We start from the raw sequence: 20859 nt of genomic DNA, 5'->3' as shown, positions 1-20859 counted from the left end.
AAGCAAAATGGTCGCCTACGGGCGAAAGGGGATAATTTTTGCGCCGCCCTGCGCCGCCCCGTCACCCAATGCCGCGGCAATCGTGCTTCCAATCCGCTCTGAGGCTCGGCGAAGCGGATCTGCATCCAAATGCGCATAGCGCGCGGTTGTCGTGGCGTTAGCGTGCCCCAAAAGTTTCCCGATAACGGGAAGGCCCATGCCGCCGCCCGCGCCGAAGCTCGCGAAGGAGTGGCGGATATCGTGAATGCGAAGGCCGTCGAGGCCGGCGCGCTTTATCACCATTGCCCACGGACGTTTCAGATCGGTTCGGGGCTTGTCTTCGGTTTCGCCCGCTATGACGAATTTGCCAACACGAGGGAGGGCGCCCAACACGGCGAGGGCTGGGGCATTCAAAACTATTGTCTTCTTACCCGTCTTGCTTTCAGGCAGAAAAAGCAGGCCGCGCTCAAAATCGATGTGCTCCCATTTTAAGTGGAGAATCTCCCGGAGGCGACAGCCTGTGAAGAGCAAAAGCCGTAGCGCACCAGCCGCATGTGGGCCAATAATAGTCTGGCGATTCTTTTTCGGCACGTGCTTGGAAGACGGCTTACTATCGTCGATCTCCCAAGCAATGCCTGCAACCTCGGCTTCACGGATAGCCGCGCCTAAGCGTTCAAGCTCTTCAATTGACAGAAAGCGTTCGCGGCCCTCTTCCGGGTATTTTTCTAATCCATGGGCGGGATTAAATCCGCCCGCCACAAATTTCCTTTTAGCTGCAAAGGAATACATGCTCGCAACGACGGCAAGGATGCGGTTGGCCTGATACGGCGTCTTCTTCCACTTTAAGTGAATGCGAGCGATGTCGGAAAACGACACCTTATCCGCCTTGGCGGTACCAATCTCCGGCAAAACAATACGCTCTATAATGTCTCGATAATGCTTTGCAGTGCCCGGCCGGCGCTTTGCGTCCACATGCTCGGATAAAAAGAGATCTGCCAATTCGGAGACGATCAGCGCCTTACGCTCTCCCGTCTTAGTTGCCGCTGGATCGCAACCATTTGCGACTTGGCCGAGCGCCTTCTTTGCGATCGTCCGGGCTTCATCGGGGGTCAATTTGCCGACGACGCCGATGGTGAGCTTGCGCTTCGGTGCGTTCCTACCAGAACCCGCGCGGTAAACGACGACGTAGCTCTTCACCCCCGACGCGCGGACGCGGACACCGAAGCCAGGAAGGTCAGAGTCCCATGCGACATAGTCAGTCCCGTTGATTTCGAGCCCGTCTATGATTCGCTTTGTGAGCCGGATGCCACTCATGTCTGGTCTCGTTTCAACATCTGGGGTACCACGTGGGTACCACGCTTTAGCTAACCCAAGCAATCGCCAGAAACATCCGTAGGACGAAACCAACTCAAAAACAATTAGTTAGAAGCAGACAGAAACTCACGCCCATTGCCGGAAAACCATGATCATAAGACTACGAATCTAGGGGTCAGGAGTTCGAATCTCTTCGGGCGCGCCAACAATTTCAAATAGTTAGCTTCCAAGATCGCTTAGGCTGCTTCCCAGAAATTGCGATTGGGAAGCACATGGGAAGCGCCAAGGCGGCAAAGGGCGCATCCACGGTCCCGCGGGGATCGAACCCGAGCCAAGCCTTGGGGTCGCCTGTCTACGGAATGCGGCGGATCGGCCTCTCGGGCTCGGCGGCCTTTAGGAGTAGGGCGCGCCGAGCCGCTTTCTAAAAGGCCGCCTATCGACTGAACCCTCTTCTTCGATAACCGTTGGCTCGGCAGACGACTGAGCAGCCGCAGGGATAAGCCGAATCGTCCCGTCAGGTGCGATCTCGACCGCCGTCGAGGGGTCGGGGCCGCCGGGCGCGACAGAGATTATTTTCCCCCTCGCTAAAATCGCGAGCACTTTTCGGGTTTTCCGGCAAAGTCTATGGTTACCCGGGTTCTTTCGTGCTGACAAAGCTCAAGTTTGGGAACGTTTGGGAGCCCGAGGGCGGTCTCATTGATGTCCTATGCCACTCCAAATTCGCGAGCGTTTTTTTAATTTTGCTCGCGGCCGTTGCTGTTCAATAATTGATTTGGAATATAGCTTACCCTTGGGCGACGAGATGACGATCGCAGCGGGACGCGCTTTAAGTCGTTCGCGAGCGCAACCTCAAAGATAGGCGGCGTCTATTGCTACGATGCTTGGGCTCGCGGGCGTCTCAATTGCGCTGGCGACGGCTGCAATGGGCGCCGCAGCGCAATCAAGACCCGCCCTAACATATGTCCAGGAAAAGAACCCTTATCGCGAGGTCTTGCTTGCGAGCGACCGCAAGTTGTTTCCCCCGTTAGAAGTCGGTAACTCCGGAACAATCTTTGCGTTTGATGACCAGAGCGCCGCAATTTTTGGGGTTTTTCAGGATAACCCTTTGATAGTCGAGCGGATTGATAATAAATCAGGGTCACGACTATTGTTCGAGATAGCGACGGCCGTCCCATCAACGAATTAGTGCGCAATGAATGGCGTGTGACGCCCCCGCCAGGGACTCTCGATCGCAACTATACGGATGACGCGCTAGAGATTAGAGGCGCGGGCGGGAAAATTGTCCTGCAGCTCAGGGTTCTCCAGGACCGCATTCAGCTGCAAGGCGAGTGGTAGAGCGACAACGTTCACGGTGTGCGCTGAGTCAAATCAGATGACGCCGCGATGCCAGGGGCGCAAATTATGTACTTTGGGCCGAACTTTCCTGCACGGCCGCCTGAGATCCAGCCTATTTTTGAATATCCAAGCGACGCGCATCTAGGCGAGCTGAAAAACTAGACTTATCGCCCAAGATTCTCAGTCGCTCTTCATTGCAAACTCCCCGACCTGTGAATGGTTCAGGGCCTCGAGGGTGGCCGCCATGTAGGCGACCAAACTGCCGCATGAGGTCTTAATTTCTATGCGGCTTAGGCCGGCGCGATCTGCGGCTTCCCAACATTGGTCTGAAGGTTCTGAGCCATATTGATCTCGAATTGGCCTCCGATGGCGCAGACATTTTCCGAAATCCATTGATCGACGAATCGTTTTGCGCAGTCACTCGTGGCCGCGTTCCCCTTAGACACCATGATGACATGCGCTGGTTCAATATTGCCAGGATCGATGCTGCACGAGCGACTGGGGACGTGGCCCGACACCCGTGCGCAATACTCCGGTTCGAAAATGTGCGAAATACGCTGACTCCAGCAGTTCCGGTGGGCCCGATGAATCGCTTAACTTGAGATGCGGCCTTGGCGTTCGCACCGGGCGTTTAGATTGGCAGGTCGAAACACGGGGCCTATATCGACATCGCTCGATGCGAAGCTGAAGCCATCGCAAAGTAGACCGTGACGCGCAGACCCGATGGACTTGTGCGGTTCTCGAAGGAAAGTTGGAGGTTGTAACGCTCGGCGATTGCTTTCGCGATCGAAAGGCCGAGGCCGCTTCCTGTCTTGTCAATGCTCGCAGCGCGAAAGAAACGATCGGTAAGACGCGGGATATCACTTTCGGCGACTCCCGGTCCTGTATCGGCGACGATCAGGCGCGCACCTGTTCCGTGCTGCTCGACCGAGCAGTCGACTTTTCCGCCTGGCGAAGTGTAGCGGATCGCATTGTGGATAATGTTCGATAAGAGCATTTGTATGTCGCTTCGCACGGCCAGCACAATGTAGCGCTGGAGCGTCGTCAGTCCTAGATCGATGCTGGACGCGTCCGCTACCTCGAGTTGGCCGGCGACACAGAACGTGACGAGGTCGACGAGATCGATTTCTTCGAGCGCGGGATTGGTGGGCGGCGTGTCGAAGCTAGCGAGACGCAGTAATTGATTCAGCAGATCGTTAACCCTACTGCTCCCCTCGCGCAAAGCGCCGACAAGCGAAGCGGCCTCTTCGCTGCCCGCGGCGTGCAGATTGTCGATCTGAATCTGCAGCGCGGTTAAGGGAGTTCGCAATTCGTGCGCGGAGTCAGCGACGAAGCGACGTTGCTGGTCGAGCGCCATCTGCTGACGGCCGATCAGCGTATTCATCGCGCCGATCAAAGGCAAAATCTCGCGCGGTATGCCGACATAAGAAAGTGGCGCTTTGGTTTCGACGCTGCGGATTGCGATGGTCTCGCCGAGTTTTGCGAGGCTTCGCATGACGCGCCCAATGGACAATACGACGACCGACCATGCGAGGGGGAGGATTAGGAGGATCGGCACCGCGACCTCAAGGGCGGCATGCCTCGCAATCTCGCCCCTCGCGCTCATCCGCTGGGCGACCATAATAGTGCTCTTGGCATCCTTCGAGACGAAGACGCGCCAGCTCTCGCCATCATCGAAAGTTCTGAAGCCCTGGTAGGACGGAGGCGCGTCAATCGGCGGACCATCCCTCGTCGCATGGACCAGCCGGCCGTCGGCGCTCCAAGCCCGCGTCGTGAAACGATCCTCTGGTTCCTGCAGCTCAGCGGCAGCGCGATTTGTCTCGTCGGTGTCGGCGGAGGCATCTGCGAATTGACGCAGCTGGTCGTCCATGAACTGTCCGGCCTCGTAGAGGGTAAGTTCGTAGGTTGTCGCTACAGCTATGACGCCGACGACCGCCATCAGGAGCGTGATCCACAGGATGATGGAGCGACGAAGCGACATCACGAACGAGCCTTGAGGACCATTCACCCAGCGCCTCTCACGTTGCGGATGACGTCCTTATCGAACTTGCGCCGGATGGCGTGGATCAGCACGTCCACAGCATTGCTCTCGGCGCTTGTATCCCAGCCATAGAGTCGATCCTCGATCTGCGCCTTGGACAGGATCGTACCAGGTCTCTCCATCAGCGCATGCATCAAGGCGAACTCGCGCGGCGGCAAGAGCCGGCATTCTCCGCCGTAGGTCAGTTCGCGGGTCGCGAGATCCAGGCTCATTGCTGCCGCCTCGAGGCGGGACTGCGTATTGCCGGATCGACGCCGAGTCACCGCGCGGATGCGCGCCAGCAATTCCGCCACATCAAAGGGCTTGATGAGGTAATCGTCCGCGCCAAGGTCAAGCCCTTTCACGCGATCGCCAAGAGCGTCACGCGCTGTGATGAGCAACACCGGTATGGAGATGCCTTCCCCTCGGATTTCGGATAGCAGGTCGAGACCGGAGCCGTCAGGCAATCCGATGTCAAGCAGGATGATCGCATGCTCCCCGCCCATCGCCGCCACCCTCGCCTGCGACCCCGTGCGCACCCAATCCACGGTCATCCCAGCTCTCGCCAAGGCGGGGATCAATCCCCTACCGATCATTGCATCGTCTTCAACAAGCAAGACACGCATCAGCGACGAATGCCGCAACCAGGGGGCTTCGTCAAGGCGGAGCTGGACGCGCGGCCGGGCTAATTCTGTCCTAAGTTTCCGTCTCTATTGTGTCGCTCGCGGCCCACCGAGCAGTGCAGAAAGCATGGCAGAATGACGCCCCCCGAAAGATGCTATGGACTCGTATTGATATCAATTATGGCGATTGCCGCAATTCCGAGCGCTTCGTCGAAACCCGGGCCCTTGTACCACATTTGCCAAGCCATCTCGCTCGGTGCGCCGGACCACTGGGACTTTCTAACTTTCGACGCCGTGTCGCGCCGAGTCTACTTGGCCCAAGACAACCGCGTGACCGTCGTCGACGGACTCGACGGTGCGGTGCTCGGGCATCTCGACGGGATCGTCGGCGGCTCGCACGGAGTCGCTATTTCCGCATCGACCGGCAAAGGCTTCACTGACGACGGAAAAGCCGGCACGGCCATCCCCTTCGATCTCCGGACCCTTGAGGCGGAAAAGGCGATAGCGGTCGGAGCTGACGCCGATACGGCTGTCATCGATCCCGTGACCGACCACCTTTTCATCATCAACGGGGACCCAGGCACGATCAGCGTGATCGATCTCCGTGCATTAGCCGTGATCCAGACAATCATCATTGGCGGCAAGCTCGAGTTCGCGGTGGCCGATGGCGAAGGACATCTCTTCGTCAACGGCGAGGCGAAGCGAGAGATCGTCCGGATCGACACGCGCACCGGTCGCATCGAGGCGCGCTGGGGAATGCCGGACTGCGTCGATCCACACGGGTTGGCAATTGATCCGGCGACGCGGAGGCTTTTTTCGGGGTGTACCAACGAACGCATGGTCGTGATGGATTCAATCAGCGGTGCGATCGTGGCGACGGTTCCAATCGGGCGCGGCAGCGACGGCGTCGCCTTCGACCCAAAGCGCCGGCGCATCCTTAGCGCCAATGGTCTCGACGGAACGCTGTCGGTCATCCGCGAGGTGAGCGCCGAGGAATTCGTCCCTCTCGAAGCCGTGCAAACGATGGTCAGCGGCCGCACCCTGACTGTCGACCCCGATAGCGGTCGAATTTATATCGCGGCCGCAGAGACCGATCCGGCGGAGGAGCCGGGCGGCCGGGCCGTCCCGCGACCAGGCACGCTGCGCCTTCTCTTCCTAGATCCAATGCCGTAATGACGTCCGGATTGCGCTCGCAGAGAGCACTGGCAATCGCTCTGGGGCTCGCCGCGACGGGGTGTGCAAAGTACGAGCGGCTTCCGCTCGACACCTCGGCCGATCTTGTATCGCGATCCGACAACCTTGTTGGCGGCGTCGGCGGCCGCGTGAGCCTGCGGATGCTCGACCAGCTGGTTGTCGCGAACAATCCGGACCTTCGCGCCGCGCGGGCCCAGCTGGGCGCGGCTGACGCGCAGGTGCTGATTGCCGGCATCCTCCCAAACCCGCAGTTGCAGGCGGCCTATCCGTTCCTGATTTCCGGCCCAGGCACCGTCGATTCCTATAGTGCGGGCTTCGTCCAGGACCTAAAATCGATTCTGATCTATCGCACTAAAGGGGAGGTCGCGAGCGCCGCCAAACAGAACGTAAGCGCCACGCTGCTCTGGCAGGAATGGCAGACCATCGGCAAGGCCCGGCTGCTCTATGTCGACATCGTTTCTGGAGATCGTCTGCTGACCTTCATCGCGAAGACGCGCAAGCTCTTCAAGGAACGTTTTGATCTGACGAGCAAGGCGATCACAGAGGGTAATGCGACCGTGGCGACGCTCTCTCCAGACCTTGTCGCGGTGGGTGACATCCAGAAGACCTACGACGACTTGTCCCGCCTTCAATTGAGTCGGCGGCACCAGCTGGCGGCGCTCCTCGGGCTCACGCCTGATGCCCCGTTCGCTCTGTCCCCCACGATCGGCATGCCGCGGATCGACGTAGCCCGTATCCGGGCCGAGCTTGGATCGATTGCAGATCGGCGCCCGGACCTCATCGCCCTACAGTTCGGGTATCGCTCCGAGGATGCCAAGCTACGCCAGGCAATCCTGTCGCAATTCCCGGCAATTTCCGTCGGCCTCTTCGCGGGGCAGGATACGAGCGGCATTCTGGCGATCGGTCCGCAGATCAACACCGAATTGCCGATCTTCGACCGGAACCAGGGCGGCGTGGCGCTCGAGACGGCAACGCGCGAGCAACTCCGCCGCGAGTTCACCGCGCGCGTCACGGCGGCCACCGAAGAGGTCGAAGCGCTTCTATCTGAACAGGCGTTGGTGGGGCGTCAGCTCATGGATCTTGAGCCGCGGCTGCGTCAAGCGCGGGCTATCGCCGAGCGCACAGAAATCGCCTTCAGGCAGGGCATTTTCGACGAGCGGGCCTATGTCGACATCGAGTCCGCGCGCCTCGCGCGCGAGCAGGAGAGGATCACGCTCCTCCAGGCGCAACTCGAGGGGCAGGTCGCCCTTGCCACGCTCGTCGGGGCCGGGTTTCCCTTCGTTACGCTATCTCCCGAGGAACCGCCTGCCGATCCCCTCGGCCTCTTCCACGAGGTCGCTCGATGAAATCCGTCGTTATTGCCCTGCTTGGGTTACTTGCTCTCTCGCGCGCTATCCAGGCTGCCGAAGAATCCAGCGTTCTCATCATAACCATGACTCCCCAACGCGGCAGCCTTCCAGACATCGTGATCGGCTACGGCACCGCAGGGCCGGCGCTCGACAGCAGCATGACGATCAGCTTGCAGATCCAAGGGCGCGTTACGCGCTTCTTTGTGACTCCCGGCGAGGCCGTTCAGGCTCGGCAGCCGCTGCTCGACTTCGCAGTATCGCAGTCCACGCTCGGCAACTACCAACAGGCGCAGACTGCGCTTTCGATCGCCCGGATTAACAGCGCCCGCCTGCAGCAGCTCGTCCAGCAGCAGCTCGCCACGAAGGACCAGCTGACCCAAGCGGATAAGGCGGTCGCGGATGCGCAGACGAACCTAGACACGCTAACGCGATCCGGCGCCAACAAGCCGAATTTCGCCATCGAAGCGCCGTTTGAGGGCATCGTGTCGGCGATTTCGATTGCGCAGGGCGATACCGTCGCTCAGGGTGCGCCGATGATGACGCTAATGCGCGCCGACGGTCTCGTCGTGAGCGTAGGCATCGAACCGGCGCAGCGGCTCCGTCTGAAATTGGGTGATCCGGTCCGCCTTGAGCCGCTGACAAGCGGTGGCGAACCCTCCGATGGCACGGTCGCGCGCATTAACGGGCTACTCAATCCCAGGACGCACCTCGTCGATGCCGAGATCTCAAGCGGGGGTAAGCTCTTGCCGGGCGCCGCGTTCCGAGCATCGATCACGGTCGGGCACTTCGAAGGGTTCGTCGTGCCACGCGACGCCGTGCTGACCGACGCGCAGGGCGAGGCAGTCTACCAGGTTGCGGCCGCGAAGGCGCGCAGAGTCGGTGTTACAGTTGTCGGGAGTAACGCCCGTCAAAGCGTTGTGACGGGCGCGATCAATCCTACGTTGCCGATCGTCGTCGAGGGCAACTACCAGTTGTCAGACGGGATTGCTGTCCGCGAGGCGCCGAGCGAAGAGTCTCCGGCTACCGCCGTCCCCGCGACGCCATGAGCGTCTTTGCGGCCGCCGAGCGCCACGCGCGCTCCATTATCTTCATTGCGGTCGCGCTGGCGGCCGCGGGCATAGTCCTCGCGCTTGGCCTGCCGGTCGGCCTGTTCCCGCAGGTGTCTTTTCCCCGCGTCGTGGTCTCACTCGACGCCGGCGATCGGCCGGCCGACCAGACACAGGTGCTCGTTACGCGGCCTGTGGAGGAGGCAATCCGCGGCGTGCCCGGAGTGCTCAACGTTCGCTCGCAGTCGACTCGCGGGTCCTCGCAGATCTCTGTCGACTTCGGCTGGGGCCGCGATATGGCGGTGGCGACGCTGAACGTTGATGCCGCCGTCGCCCGCGTTCTCCCTGGCCTTCCAGCGGGCGCACGTTACGATGCGCGCCGGATGGATCCGACCGTTTTTCCGATCATCTCCTATGCACTCCTGTCTGAAACTTTGTCACCCGTCGCGCTTCGCGACCTCGCACAATACCGCATCGTCCCTCTGCTCTCTGCTATCTCCGGTCTCTCACGGGTCGGCGTCCAGGGCGGCGCCGCTCAAGAAATCGAGGTCGAGACCGATCCGAATAAACTCGCGGTCTACGGCCTCAGCTTCACCGACGTCACGACCGCGCTCGCCGCCGCAAACGTGTTGCAGGCGGTCGGCAAGATCGAGGACCACGACAAGCTTTACCTCGTGGTCTCCGACCACACGCTGGCGACCCTCGCGACGATCCGCGATGTCGTTGTACGTAGTGATCCGACGGGCGTCGTTCGTCTCCGCGACATCGCGACGATCCGGGACGGCGTCGTACCGCAATGGCTGCGCGTGGTCGAGGACGGACGACCAGCCGTGCTCTTCAACGTCTATGAACAGCCCGATGGCAACGCGGTGCAAATCGCCGCAGACGTCAAGACAGCGCTCGCTGGCTTTAGCCTGCCAGCCGGCGTGACCATGAAGAACTGGTACGATCAGAGCGAGCTCGTGGTCCAATCGGCGACGAGCGTGCGCGACGCGGTCGTCATTGGCCTCTCGCTAGCCGGTTTGGTCCTCTGGTTGTTCTTGCGTAGCCTGCGCTTAATGTCGATGGCGCTGATTGCAGTGGCGGCGACGCTCGCCATCACCATCTTGCTGCTTTCGATGCTAAGGCTCAGCTTCAACATCATGACTCTCGGCGGCATCGCCGCCGCCGTCGGTCTTCTAATCGACGACGTGATCGTGATGGTCGAGCATATCGCCCACCGCGCAGCGCCGCAACCGGACGCCGAGCTCGGCGCGCTAACCGGTAAGAGCGCAGTGATGGCGGCTGCGGCCGAGTTCATGACGCCGCTCAGCGGGTCGAGCCTCGCGACCTTTATCGTTTTCATTCCGCTGAGTTTCCTCAGCGGCGTTACCGGCGCTTTTTCGAAGGCTTTATCGATCACTATGGGCTGCGCTCTTGTCGTCTCATATCTAATGACCGCTTTCGTAGTTCCCGTGCTTGCGCGCTCGATGGTTAACTTCGCGACTCTGAGGCCTGTGACGCCAGGCGAGCATCGCGGCCTTTACGCCAAGGCGCATACGGCGATCCTCGACCTCTTTCTGCGGCACCGATTCGTGCCGATTGCGCTGCTAATCCCGGTGGTCGGACTCGGCGCCTATGCGGCGCTTCACGTCGCGACTGGTTTCATGCCGCCGGTCGACGAAGGTGGCTTCGTAATGGACTATTACACTAAGCCGGGCACCTCGCTGACCGAAACAGAGCGTGAGATCGCTCAAGTCGAGGACATCGTCAAAAGCATGCCGGAGGTTGACACATTTTCGCGACGGCTCGGCACAGGGATCGGCGGCGACCTCGGCCAATCATACCACGGCGACTTCTTCGTCCGTCTGAAGCCGGACCATATGCGACCGACGCCGAACGTCATGGCTGCGGTTACTGCCGAAGCGGCCGCCAAGGTCCCGGGCGTCGAGATCGAGACGGCGCAGCTCATAGAGGATCTGATCGGCGACCTGACCGCAGTACCGCAACCGATCGAGATCAAGCTGACTGGCGCCGCGCCCGCGGTGTTGAACGCGACCGCCGTCAACGTGGCCTCGGCGATCAAGGGGCTCGACGCGGTGACCGGCGTCAAAAATGGGGTAAATCTCGCGGGCGACGCGCTTAACGTCACGGTCGATCCAGTGAAAGTGGCTCTTGAAGGCGCCAGCGGCGACCTCGTCACCCAGGCTGTCGCGACCGCGCAGACTGGCGCGATCGCAACACAATACGTCAATGGAGAGGTGCGGGTCGGCATACGTGTCATTGCGCCCGGCGCGCAACACTACACAGTGACTGACCTCAGTCAGATCTCAATCCGGGCACCAGATGGCCACATGTTCCCCCTGGAGCGCGTCGCGACGATCACGGCGATTAGCGGTCAGCCGCAGATCGGCACGGAGAATCTTCAGCCGATGGTCGCCGTCACCGGCCGCATCGAAGGGCGTGGGCTCGGGGCCGCCATCTCCGACGTGAAGACCGTGCTCGCTAGGCCGGGTCTTCTGCCAGTCGGCGTCACTTATACGCTGGGCGGCCTTTATCAGCAGCAGCAGATAGCGTTCAACGGTCTCGCCAAGGTCTTCGTCGCCGCGCTGGCAGCGGAGCTGGTGCTACTGCTCTTCCTTTACGAAAGATTCTCCCTCGCGTTGATCGTGATCGGCTGCTCGCTTCTCTCGACAGCGGCGGTCTTCACCGGCCTCTGGCTGACCGGCGTCGATCTCAACATCACCGCGCTGATGGGCATGACGATGGTGATCGGCATCGGCACAGAAATGGCGATCTTCTACGTATCGGAATATGCCGAGCTGGCAAATACGCTGACGCCGATCCAAGCTTTACGCGAGGCGAGCCGCAATCGGCTCCGGCCGATTACCATGACGACCATCGCCGCCCTATTGACGTTAGCTCCGCTCGCCTTGTCTATAGGTCAAGGGTCAGCCATTCAGCAGCCGCTCGCCATTGCCATCATCTCCGGGCTTATGCTGCAATTCCCGCTTGTTCTCCTGGTCATGCCCGCTCTTATGACGTTTTCTCTTGAGAGGACCGCCTGACAGGGTTCTGTCTCGAGACCCCTAACGCTCATCGACCATCGGAACGGCAACAACGGATATTAGGCGGCTTTTCATCGCCGTGCGCTGAACGTCGCCTATGGCTTTAAACTCAGGCGGTTTGCCTGTTCCGCGCTGAACGTGGGCGTTGGGTCGATTTGTGTGGATTTCCGGCTCGCGTTAAGTCGCTTGTGTTCGCATCGCTATTCCGCCTAAGCTGCCGTCAGCACAGTAGCGACGGTGTTGCATTCTCTCGCACATGCAATTCAGCATCGGGTCAGTTTGAGAGCGCGGTCATGATCAAGCGATTCGGCGATATGCCGGATACGGACGCATCGCTGGGTGTGTACTGAAGTAGTTGGTACCAAGCTTGCTACCCGTGCCATCTCGTCGTTCGATCGCGAAGCCCAAGCCGCTTTACCGCCGCCGCCAAATTCGAGAAGGTTCCGGTCACCGACGTACTCAATCTGTCATCTCCCAATGCTGCGGCTGGCTGAAGGGCGAATGGCGCTGCCTTGTGCCGGCGACGTCGTTTTGCGAATGGACCGACACCCGGCCGAAGGTGACGAACTGGTTCGCGCTCGATGAAAGCCGGCCGCTGTTCGCCTTCGCGGGGATCTGGCGGCTATGGACCGGCGAGCGGAAGGGCGAGACCCGCGAACATCGCCTGTTCTCTTTTCTGACGACAGAGTCGAACGACGTGGTGCGCCCAATTCACGCCAAGGCCATGCCGGTGCTGCTCACGACGCCCGAGGAATGGGATACGTGGCTCGAGGGATCGCTCGACGACGCAATTGCCCTTCAACGGCCGCTGGCGCACGAAAAGCTGAAGATTGTGGCGACTGGACAGAAAACGGACGATCCAGGAGAGTGGTCCTTCCCTATCGCCTCGGCTTAGCACGACAGGACGGGTACGGATGCATGCATCATCGATTGAAAATATGTGGCGATGTTACTCGACGTATATCGCCGGCGGACCATTGGAAGCGAGAGCCGAAACAATCGTGTTGGACATCGGCGCCGCCGAGGTCAACGGCAGCTACCGCGAGGTTTTCGAAAAGCCGCCCTATCGGTACATCGGAGCCGATATGGCAGCGGGGCCGGGCATCGAGATAGTACTCACTGATCCCTACCGAATTCCGCTGGCCGATGGTTCAGTCGATATTGTTATTTCCGGCCAGACTCTCGAGCACAGCGAATTCTTTTGGCGAGCCTTCGAGGAGATGGTGAGGGTTCTGCGGCCGGAGGATTTCATCTTCCTGATCCTACCATCGGCCGGTCCGATCCATCGCTATCCAGTGGATTGCTACCGATTTTACCCCGACGCTTACCACGCTCTAGCAAAGCATGCCGGCTGCGTCCTCCTGCAGAGCTGGCTCGACGAGCGAGGGCCGTGGCGAGATCTAGTGGGAGTGTTTCGTAGAGCCGACGCGCCGCCGTTTGAGTCCTCAGGGCGGCCTATTCTACCCTCGCAGGATTGGGATGGTGCGCTGGGCACAGCAGAAGAAGAGACGCTTAAGGGCGCAGTTTCATATATCGAGGTTCTGAATCGTCTCCATAACGAACTTGCGCCAGCCAATTACCTCGAGATTGGAGTCCGGCAAGGGTCGAGTCTCAGCCTAGCGCGCTGTCCAGCTATAGGCGTCGACCCCGCCCTCGCACTAGACCATGAATTACCTCCGACAACTCGCATCGTGCCGCTCGCAAGCGACGATTTTTTCATCAAGCATTCAGGCGCGATTTCTCCAGACCTTTGCTTTATCGATGGGATGCATTTGTTCGAGTATACGCTTCGTGATTTCATGAATATCGAGCGGTGCGCGGCTCCCGGCGCACTGGTCGTAATTGACGACATCTTTCCCAACCATCCCGCACAGGGACAAAGAGAACGCCGAACACGCGCCTGGACTGGAGACGTTTGGCGGCTCGTCGAGACGTTGCGCAATCATCGCCCCGATCTCTTTCTGTTGCCGCTTGACGTCGCCCCAGCAGGGATCCTCTTAATTGCGGGGCTCAACCAAGCAAACCGGGTTCTGTGGGACGCCTATAATCCGATAGTGCGGGAAGGCCGCGAGCATTCCGGGCCGCCTCAGAGCGTTTTGCAGCGTCAAGGCGCGGTGGATCCGGCCGGCGAGGAAGTTCACCGCGTCATCAAGGCCATGAAGGAGGCGCGATCCGAGAGCTCCCCGCCGCACGAGATCGTGGCCCGCCTACGGCACGCTTGGAACCACGTGAAGGCGCCCATGCGGGCCGAGCGAACCGGGACGCCCAAGGTATCGGTCGTTGTCGTTGGTTACAATATGGCGCGAGAGCTGCCTCGCACCATTCGATCACTTTCACCTGCCATGCAGCGCGACATAGATCCCCAAGACTACGAAGTCATTCTTGTCGATAATGGCTCGACACAGCCTTTTGATGAAACCGAATTGCGCAGTCTTATGACGGATCTCATTGTGCACCGAGTCCAGAACGCTACAGTTTCACCCGTGCCAGCGATCAATTTCGGGCTCAGTTTGGCTCGTGGCGATCTCGTCGGCGTGTGCATTGATGGTGCGCGCATGGCGTCGCCAGGACTGCTAGCAAATGCCCTTGCCGCCTCGCGGATTCACGACCGCCCGGTAATTGGAACCCTCGCATTCCATCTCGGCGCAGAAGTGCAGATGGAAAGCATTAAACGCGGCTACAACCAGGCGGTAGAGGACGAATTGCTCGCCGCCAGCGGATGGGACGCGGACGGATATCGTCTTTTCACGATTTCGGCGTTCGCCGGTTCGTCGGCTGGCGGTTGGTTTGAGTTGCCCGCCGAAAGCAATGCGTTCTTCTTGCGAGCCGAGCATTGGCGCACTCTCGGTGGCTGGGATGAGGGCTTTGTGACGCCAGGAGGTGGCCTGGTTAATCTCGATATGTGGTCGCGAGCCTGCTCTGACCCTCAGGGTGCACTCATCATGCTATTGGGCGAGGCCACGTTCCATCAAGTCCATGGCGGCGTGGCAACTAACAATCTCGAGCCGCCCCAGGCGTTGTTTCACGAGGAATACGCGCGTCTGCGCGGCCGCGGCTACGAGCGACCAACCCGACGTCCTCTCTATTTCGGAGCGCTGCCCGATACGATGAAACCAAGCCTGAAATTCTCCCTTGATCGACTTTAAGCCCTTCCCAACGTTCACACAGAAAAAGGGGCTAGCAAGGAGACTCCATGGACGGTCGGCGGACGCTGACGTTTGCAGCAATGATCAAGTGGATCAAGCGGATTGAGGAGTCACCCCTCTCAGTTGAATCCGACGCAGGCGATCTGATCTATCGCTTCGGCGATCAGGCGTACTATGTGGCTCGCGACCGAGCGCAACGACACTCGGTCATTATCGATGCAAACCGCCCTCGCCGGTCCAAATATATAGCATCGGAAGGTGGAGCACGGCCCGAGTTTTGCCGCTTGCCCGCCGGGTGATTCCGTCCCCTGGCTTCTGATAAAGGAGCTCCCCGCTCGCTGGGGTTCACCAGCGGCGGGGGCAGTTGCACTACCGGATCTCGATCGTTGGGCCTTGAAGAAGTGTATCTCCCAGGGGGTGGCGAAACGTTCCGGTCCCTGCAAGCGTATGCCCGCGATTTTCGACTAGACTGGAGCCCATCGCAGCGCGGTTTTGCGAGCCAACGAACCGGCAACGACCGGCACACACGGAGGGCCCCAAATCATGGCGCGAGGTGGCGCCCCGACGCGCGCGGATTCGAGGTGGCGCTTGCAAAGATCCTCAACCTGAGCGATAGTAGCGCTTACTCTTCGCTTGCGCGGGCACGCACCGTCGGGCGTGTCGAATTCAGCCCGAACGGGCAGCGTTTGTGGCTCCTCGATGTCCTCTGCTGCGCGTCACAAGGAAGTGGCGCAATCGGCCGAGCGACACGAGCGAAGCGGGAGGGGTCCGACGATGCGCGTCAGTGGGATCGCTGGTTTCACCATCTTTATTATTGCTTTCTTCGCTGCCGCCCAGCTAGGCCGTTGTGACGAATTCGGCGTTTGGGGGATTCTCGCGAGGATCTTTCCATGATTCAAGGCTGATTTTTGGAGATCAGCCTTGATGATTCGGGATGTCGATGCGCTGCGAGACGATCAATGGGAGCGGCTTTGTGATCTTGTGCCAGGCGGAAGAGCCGGCCAGCGCGGGCCGCGCTGCGACAATCGACGCTTCGTCGACGCGCTGTTATGGATGGCCCGCTCGGGCGGCCGCTGGCGCGATCTGCCCGAACGCTTCGGCGACCATCAGGCGGTGAAACGCCGCTACTATCGCTGGATCGAGCGCGGCGCCTTGGACGGATTTCTTGAGGCATTCACCGCCGAGGCCGATCTCGAATGGCTGATGATCGACTCAACAATCGTGCGCGCCCATCAGCACGCGGCCGGCGCAAGGATCGCCAAAGGGGGGCGGATGCCCAAGGCCTGGGCCGCTCTCGCGGTGGTTTGAGCACCAAAATCCACGCCGCGACAGACGCACTCGGCAACCCCGTTCGGCTCCTTCTCGGACCTGGGCAGCGCAACGACATCACAAAAGCGCACGCCCTGATCGAAGGCTTTGCGGCCGATGCGATCATCGCCGATAAAGGTTATGACGCCAATCACTTGCGCAAGGCTGTTCTTATGCGTGAGGCTGAGCCGGTGATCCCATCAAAATCCAATCGCCGCGCGCCGCTCCCCTACGACAAGGCGCTCTACAAGGAGCGCAATCTCGTCGAGCGTTTCTTCAATAAACTGAAGCAGTTCCGGCGCGTCGCAACCCGATACGACAAGCTCCTCGCAAACTACCGAGGCTTCGTATTGCTCGCCGCTATTGCTATCATGCTCAGGTAATTCGTCACTACTGCCTAGAGCCGACCGACGGGTTTCTAGCCCAACTGTGGGCCCGTCTCTGCTCGAGCGGCGCCGAGGACGCCACTGCCTGGCCAGCCGATGCGCGGCAATCGCCGGCGTTGGCGATCACCGCGACGTCCGCGGCCTTGGCTGAGCCGGCGCCAGTGGTCTGCCCGCCACAGCCATCCACCTATGCCAGCCTTCCCAGCGTCACCGCACGCGGCAATCTGACCGTGCCCCTCAGCCTTGGCGCCGGCACGGGCGCTTTTAAAAACCCCACTCTTTGTTTCGTGTCCAACGCCCTTCCAGCGGCGCCGGTCATTCGCGTGTTTCGCGGCAACACGCTGACGGTTAAATTGACCAACACCTTGATCAACAGTGGGCCAAACCCCAAGCAAAACTGCACAATCCAAAACTATCCCGGCGGGCCGCCTATACAAGGCCTCCCGTGCGACGAGCCAGAGTCGTCAGACCTGGCTTTGCCAGGCCCCAACGGAGCCTTCTACCCCATCCAGGCGAATCTCCAGCACGCGGCGGACGGAAGCACCAATCTGCATACGCATGGATTCAGCGACGTGTCGCCCGAACCATGCCACGACGAAGTGATTCGGAGCGTCGTCTACGCCGCGAACTGGCCGGGCCGCCCACCGTTGTTGCCATGCCAGTCAGCGCCGAACGAACTCACGTACAGCTACGATATCCCGCCCGATCATCCTGCCGGGCTCTACTTCTATCACACGCATCGCCACGGGCAGGTGTTCCCTCAGACAATGATGGGGGCCGCCGGCGCCATCGTCATCGAGAGTGAGCAGGACAACGTAAGGGCCGCCCTCGGCGTCAGCGATGACGTCATGATCATTCACGATATGCCAGCCAGCTTTATCACGTCGTCAGCCCCCGCGCTTCCCTATCGGGCCGTCCTCGCTCAACTGCATGCGCGCGAGCGTGCGCCGACCGCGGCGGCAGGCCCGACGATCGATCCCAGAATCGATCGCGACAACGAGATAACGTGCAAGCCAACTGACCCCGACACTGGCGGCGGAGCGCCATTCGCGCGGCTGCTGTTGAATGGCGCTGTGGTGCAGGAGACGCCAGCGTTCCCGCCACCCGACGACCAGGTCCTGGTCAAGACGATGAAGCCAGGCGAACGCCAGATCTGGCGGATCGTTAACGCTTCCGCCACGTCCTATGTCAGCCCGCAGCTTGTCCTTTCGATCAACGGCAAGACCCAGGTGCTGCCCCTGGTCATTACCGCTTTGGACGGCGTGCCGGTTCATGACGACAATGGCCGCGCCTATTTCGATATCGTCGACACCACGAAGCATCCGCTTCTGTTGGCCACGGCCAATCGGGTCGAAATTCTGGTGCATGCTCCGCCGCCGGGCGCGGCCCTCTACCTCGATAGCCTCCAGGTGGCTCCAGGATGCGCCGGCAACACTCAGCCACACCGCCGTCTGCTGCGGGTCGTCTCGACCAAGGCGAAAGGCGGCGCGGCGCAGGACGCGACCGCGTCCGCGTCCGCCGATGGCGCGGCGAAGATCGACATCGCGTCCGCGCAAAACGACGCCGACCTCCTGCCCCGGGAGATGGAGACGCAATACACGCACATTCTCGACGCGCCGCCAAGCGTGCGCCGCGTGTTCGCCTTCACGGAGTATCCGCACACGTTCACTGTGAAAAAGTCAAAATGGATCATTGGCCCCCCCACGAACCCCAACCCAGCCATCATCGATTTCTATCTGACTATGATTGACTCGTCGGACGACCAGGGATACCCGGTTGCGCTTAAACCGTTCGATCCACACGTTCAGCCGCCCGATGTCGTGGTTCATCTCGGGGGGAAAGAAAGCGTCACGGAAGACTGGCTCCTTCAGAACTATACGTTGGAAGTGCATAACTTCCACATCCACCAAATGCATTTCCGTGACATAACCGCCGGGGACACGATTGGCGATCGTGCGCCACTTCTCGATACCGTGAATATCCCTGCCGCGACCAGGGCGCCTTCGGCCGATGGTAGCGTTGACGTTCCCATGACCCCCGGATTTACTCGCCTGCGTCTGAAATTCACCCGCAGCATGATTGGCGAGTTCGTGTTCCATTGCCACTTCCTCAACCACGAGGACACGGGCATGATGAAGAAGGTTCGGGTGGTGGCCTATTAGGAAACAGTGGCGCTCTGCTGCGGCGAGAGGGTGACCGTTGTTGCGGGATCGGAAGCACAGCTGGAGGTCTGCCGCTCGGTCGCCTGCCCCGGCTGTCCGGATTGTAGATCGCCGGGAGGGCGGCGCATGAGTGACCACAAGGGCGCGCATGAGTCGCGGCCGGCGCCAGCGCCAGCATCGCAAACAAAAGGACCTTGACCACCAATCTAGTCATTGCAGGCGTCCTCATTTTATGTGCGTCACAACCCAGCGCCCACGCCGGACGCCAGGCCGCCGCGAAACAAGACGACCCATTGAAAACGCAACCAGAAAGCGGGCAGCCGGGATTGCAGACTTGGGCTTTAGCGGGCAGCGCCAGTAACGCCAGAAGGCAAAGAAATCGCATCCACATGCCGAGCTTCCGTCACTCGATCTTCGCGGTCCGTCTGTGCCCGGCCGTCGCCGCTGAGACGGTGATCGCTTCGGTCGAAACTGGCCCCGGACCCGTGCTGTAGACTCGCACGACGAAGTCGGCCGAGCGCGCCACATCGCCGACTTGCTGCGACAGGCATCCCGACCTGCGCGGATTGGGAAGCGTTCTCGTGGCATGTAGCTTATGCCGCCGTCCGCCGACAAGCAGGAAAGGCTGGGCGACGGCCGGGAGCCCGCGGTCGCTCTATACCCCCGTTGGCAGTGGCGAATTCAGTTGTTCAGGTGTTTAGGCAGCGGGAATATTGCGCAGCGAAGCGCGAATGCTTTCCAGAATCGTACACTCGATCCCATCGTAGATGCCGTCCTGGAACTCGCCGACCTGGAGCAGATAATCACAGAGGGCGATGATGCCCGCCAAAGTAGTCGGCACCGTCTCGGCGATCTTAAACATAGCATCCCACTCAGCGCAGGTAGACACCGAGTAGTCCGGTCCGCCTCCGCCGGTCGCTTCGCCGATCTTAATCATAGTGTCGTATTTGACTTTGTGGTCCTCAATCTCCGCGAGGACGGGATCCGCCGAGGCAGTGGTAATTCCGATCCCAGCAGAGAGGACGGGCCCCCGGCAGAAGCGCCGCCGCTGGGGCATAGCTCATAATCATACGACGGCTTGGTCTATCCGTATGGGTGCCGGATAGACCTCCGCATCTATTCGACGGTATGATATTATCTATCTTAGCCATGGCGAAGAAGCCCTTTTCTCGCTGGGGTTAGGGCTGCTCGGGGAGTACCAGTCCCCTTGCGGCCCGCTCTAATTTACGTCATCATGTAATCATGATTTATGATGACATGCAATCAAAAAATAAACGTGGGCGTCCGGCGACGGGGACGAATCTGTCCATCGGTGTTCGGATGCGGGCTGACGCCATAGCAGCGCTAGATCAGTGGCGGGCGCGACAATCAGATTTGCCGACAAGGCCGGAGGCTGCGCGTCGCCTCATAGAACTTGGTCTAGCAGCCACAAAAGAGAGGAAATGATCTATCTTAATGTCCACCCGACTAGGTGCTTGATCTTTGAACTGATCGGATTGGGTAAAATGGATCTTAAGGACCGCGTAAAATGAGCACGATCCTATTCGATACGCTGCGCCTGTCCCGCACCCTCCGGGACAAAGGCAATTTCACGACCGAGCAGGCAGACGCGATCGCGGAAGCGCTTGGCGAAGCGGCGCATGGCGATTTAGCTACCAAATCCGACCTCAAAACTGAAATAGCCGAAGCAAAAACTGACATCCTGAAATGGATCATCGGAGCGATAGGATTTCAGACCATCGTTATCTTAGGAGCAATCGTTTCGCTGATTAAGGTCTTTGGGAAATGAGCGAAACCTCGAACGGCCTGTCGCAGTCTTTCGCGGAAATCCGGGCCGATCTCGCTGTTATTCGATCTGACATGGCTATCGTTAAGTGGATGGCAGTCCTCAACCTGTTCGGCGTCTTGCTTCTCGTCATCAAGTCGTTCTGGCCAGCGCATTGAAATGAA

The 20859-nt window shown here is 60.1% G+C and carries 15 protein-coding genes and 1 pseudogene; 12 read left to right on the top strand and 4 right to left on the bottom strand.

Annotated features, from left to right (window positions below):
- Positions 1–15: 15 nt before the first annotated feature.
- Positions 16–1293, bottom strand: coding sequence for a site-specific integrase (locus tag WDN46_05290; protein MEJ0092844.1), 1278 nt, complete (start codon positions 1291–1293; stop codon positions 16–18).
- 922 nt (positions 1294–2215) lie between these two features.
- Here WDN46_05290 and WDN46_05285 point away from each other — a divergent pair.
- Both WDN46_05285 and WDN46_05280 read left to right on the top strand, forming a co-directional pair.
- Positions 2216–2479 (top strand): hypothetical protein, encoded by a 264-nt coding sequence (locus WDN46_05285; GenBank protein ID MEJ0092843.1) that lies wholly within the window; start codon positions 2216–2218, stop codon positions 2477–2479.
- Positions 2479–2628 carry a hypothetical protein gene (locus WDN46_05280; GenBank protein ID MEJ0092842.1) on the top strand — a complete coding sequence of 50 codons (150 nt, stop codon included), beginning with the start codon at positions 2479–2481 and terminating at the stop codon, positions 2626–2628. The genes WDN46_05285 and WDN46_05280 overlap by 1 nt, the downstream gene beginning before the upstream one ends.
- A 658-nt stretch (positions 2629–3286) precedes the next feature.
- Here the strand turns inward: WDN46_05280 and WDN46_05275 are convergent.
- Both WDN46_05275 and WDN46_05270 read right to left on the bottom strand, forming a co-directional pair.
- Positions 3287–4609 (bottom strand): ATP-binding protein, encoded by a 1323-nt coding sequence (locus tag WDN46_05275; GenBank protein MEJ0092841.1) that lies wholly within the window; start codon positions 4607–4609, stop codon positions 3287–3289.
- 23 nt (positions 4610–4632) lie between these two features.
- Positions 4633–5274 (bottom strand): response regulator, encoded by a 642-nt coding sequence (locus WDN46_05270; protein MEJ0092840.1) that lies wholly within the window; start codon positions 5272–5274, stop codon positions 4633–4635.
- A gap of 309 nt (positions 5275–5583) precedes the next feature.
- Between WDN46_05270 and WDN46_05265 the strand changes: the two genes are divergently transcribed.
- From WDN46_05265 to WDN46_05230, 8 genes and pseudogenes are all read left to right on the top strand, one after another.
- Positions 5584–6444: a hypothetical protein gene (locus WDN46_05265; GenBank protein ID MEJ0092839.1), complete on the top strand. Its 861-nt coding sequence runs from the start codon at positions 5584–5586 to the stop codon at positions 6442–6444.
- Positions 6444–7811, top strand: a complete 1368-nt coding sequence (locus WDN46_05260) for a TolC family protein (protein ID MEJ0092838.1) — start codon at positions 6444–6446, stop codon at positions 7809–7811. The genes WDN46_05265 and WDN46_05260 overlap by 1 nt, the downstream gene beginning before the upstream one ends.
- Positions 7808–8860: an efflux RND transporter periplasmic adaptor subunit gene (locus WDN46_05255; GenBank protein MEJ0092837.1), complete on the top strand. Its 1053-nt coding sequence runs from the start codon at positions 7808–7810 to the stop codon at positions 8858–8860. The genes WDN46_05260 and WDN46_05255 overlap by 4 nt, the downstream gene beginning before the upstream one ends.
- Positions 8857–11907, top strand: coding sequence for an efflux RND transporter permease subunit (locus WDN46_05250; GenBank protein MEJ0092836.1), 3051 nt, complete (start codon positions 8857–8859; stop codon positions 11905–11907). Before WDN46_05255 ends, WDN46_05250 begins: the two co-directional genes overlap by 4 nt.
- A 559-nt stretch (positions 11908–12466) precedes the next feature.
- The gene (locus WDN46_05245) at positions 12467–12802 is read left to right on the top strand and encodes an SOS response-associated peptidase family protein (GenBank protein ID MEJ0092835.1); all 336 of its coding nucleotides are present in this window, start codon (positions 12467–12469) and stop codon (positions 12800–12802) included.
- An 82-nt stretch (positions 12803–12884) separates the two neighbouring features.
- Positions 12885–15053: a methyltransferase domain-containing protein gene (locus tag WDN46_05240; GenBank protein MEJ0092834.1), complete on the top strand. Its 2169-nt coding sequence runs from the start codon at positions 12885–12887 to the stop codon at positions 15051–15053.
- A gap of 924 nt (positions 15054–15977) precedes the next feature.
- Positions 15978–16744, top strand: a pseudogene (locus tag WDN46_05235) (IS5 family transposase).
- 146 nt (positions 16745–16890) lie between these two features.
- Positions 16891–18909, top strand: coding sequence for a multicopper oxidase domain-containing protein (locus WDN46_05230; GenBank protein MEJ0092833.1), 2019 nt, complete (start codon positions 16891–16893; stop codon positions 18907–18909).
- A 697-nt stretch (positions 18910–19606) separates the two neighbouring features.
- Here the strand turns inward: WDN46_05230 and WDN46_05225 are convergent.
- On the bottom strand, positions 19607–19846 hold the full coding sequence (locus WDN46_05225) for a hypothetical protein (GenBank protein MEJ0092832.1): 240 nt from the start codon (positions 19844–19846) through the stop codon (positions 19607–19609).
- A 591-nt stretch (positions 19847–20437) separates the two neighbouring features.
- On the opposite strand from WDN46_05225, the gene WDN46_05220 reads away from it, so the two are divergent.
- Both WDN46_05220 and WDN46_05215 read left to right on the top strand, forming a co-directional pair.
- Positions 20438–20698, top strand: a complete 261-nt coding sequence (locus tag WDN46_05220; protein ID MEJ0092831.1) for a hypothetical protein — start codon at positions 20438–20440, stop codon at positions 20696–20698.
- Complete coding sequence (locus WDN46_05215; protein ID MEJ0092830.1) at positions 20695–20853, top strand: hypothetical protein; 159 nt, start codon at positions 20695–20697, stop codon at positions 20851–20853. The genes WDN46_05220 and WDN46_05215 overlap by 4 nt, the downstream gene beginning before the upstream one ends.
- Positions 20854–20859 lie beyond the last annotated feature (6 nt).

Source organism: Methylocella sp. (genome assembly GCA_037200525.1).
GTDB lineage: Bacteria > Pseudomonadota > Alphaproteobacteria > Rhizobiales > Beijerinckiaceae > Methylocapsa.
Note: the sequence above shows the minus strand (reverse complement) of the source record. Positions and strands in the feature narration are given on the sequence as shown.

Excerpts from the sequence above, each read along its gene's own strand:
- WDN46_05285 (MEJ0092843.1), top strand. The coding sequence starts at position 2,216 with ATGGGCGCCGCAGCGCAATCAAGACCCGCCCTAACATATGTCCAGGAA.
- WDN46_05250 (MEJ0092836.1), top strand. The coding sequence starts at position 8,857 with ATGAGCGTCTTTGCGGCCGCCGAGCGCCACGCGCGCTCCATTATCTTC.
- WDN46_05255 (MEJ0092837.1), top strand. The coding sequence starts at position 7,808 with ATGAAATCCGTCGTTATTGCCCTGCTTGGGTTACTTGCTCTCTCGCGC.
- WDN46_05290 (MEJ0092844.1), bottom strand. The coding sequence starts at position 1,293 with ATGAGTGGCATCCGGCTCACAAAGCGAATCATAGACGGGCTCGAAATC.
- WDN46_05215 (MEJ0092830.1), top strand. The coding sequence starts at position 20,695 with ATGAGCGAAACCTCGAACGGCCTGTCGCAGTCTTTCGCGGAAATCCGG.
- WDN46_05225 (MEJ0092832.1), bottom strand. The coding sequence starts at position 19,846 with ATGATTAAGATCGGCGAAGCGACCGGCGGAGGCGGACCGGACTACTCG.
- WDN46_05260 (MEJ0092838.1), top strand. The coding sequence starts at position 6,444 with ATGACGTCCGGATTGCGCTCGCAGAGAGCACTGGCAATCGCTCTGGGG.
- WDN46_05270 (MEJ0092840.1), bottom strand. The coding sequence starts at position 5,274 with ATGCGTGTCTTGCTTGTTGAAGACGATGCAATGATCGGTAGGGGATTG.
- WDN46_05275 (MEJ0092841.1), bottom strand. The coding sequence starts at position 4,609 with ATGTCGCTTCGTCGCTCCATCATCCTGTGGATCACGCTCCTGATGGCG.
- WDN46_05220 (MEJ0092831.1), top strand. The coding sequence starts at position 20,438 with ATGAGCACGATCCTATTCGATACGCTGCGCCTGTCCCGCACCCTCCGG.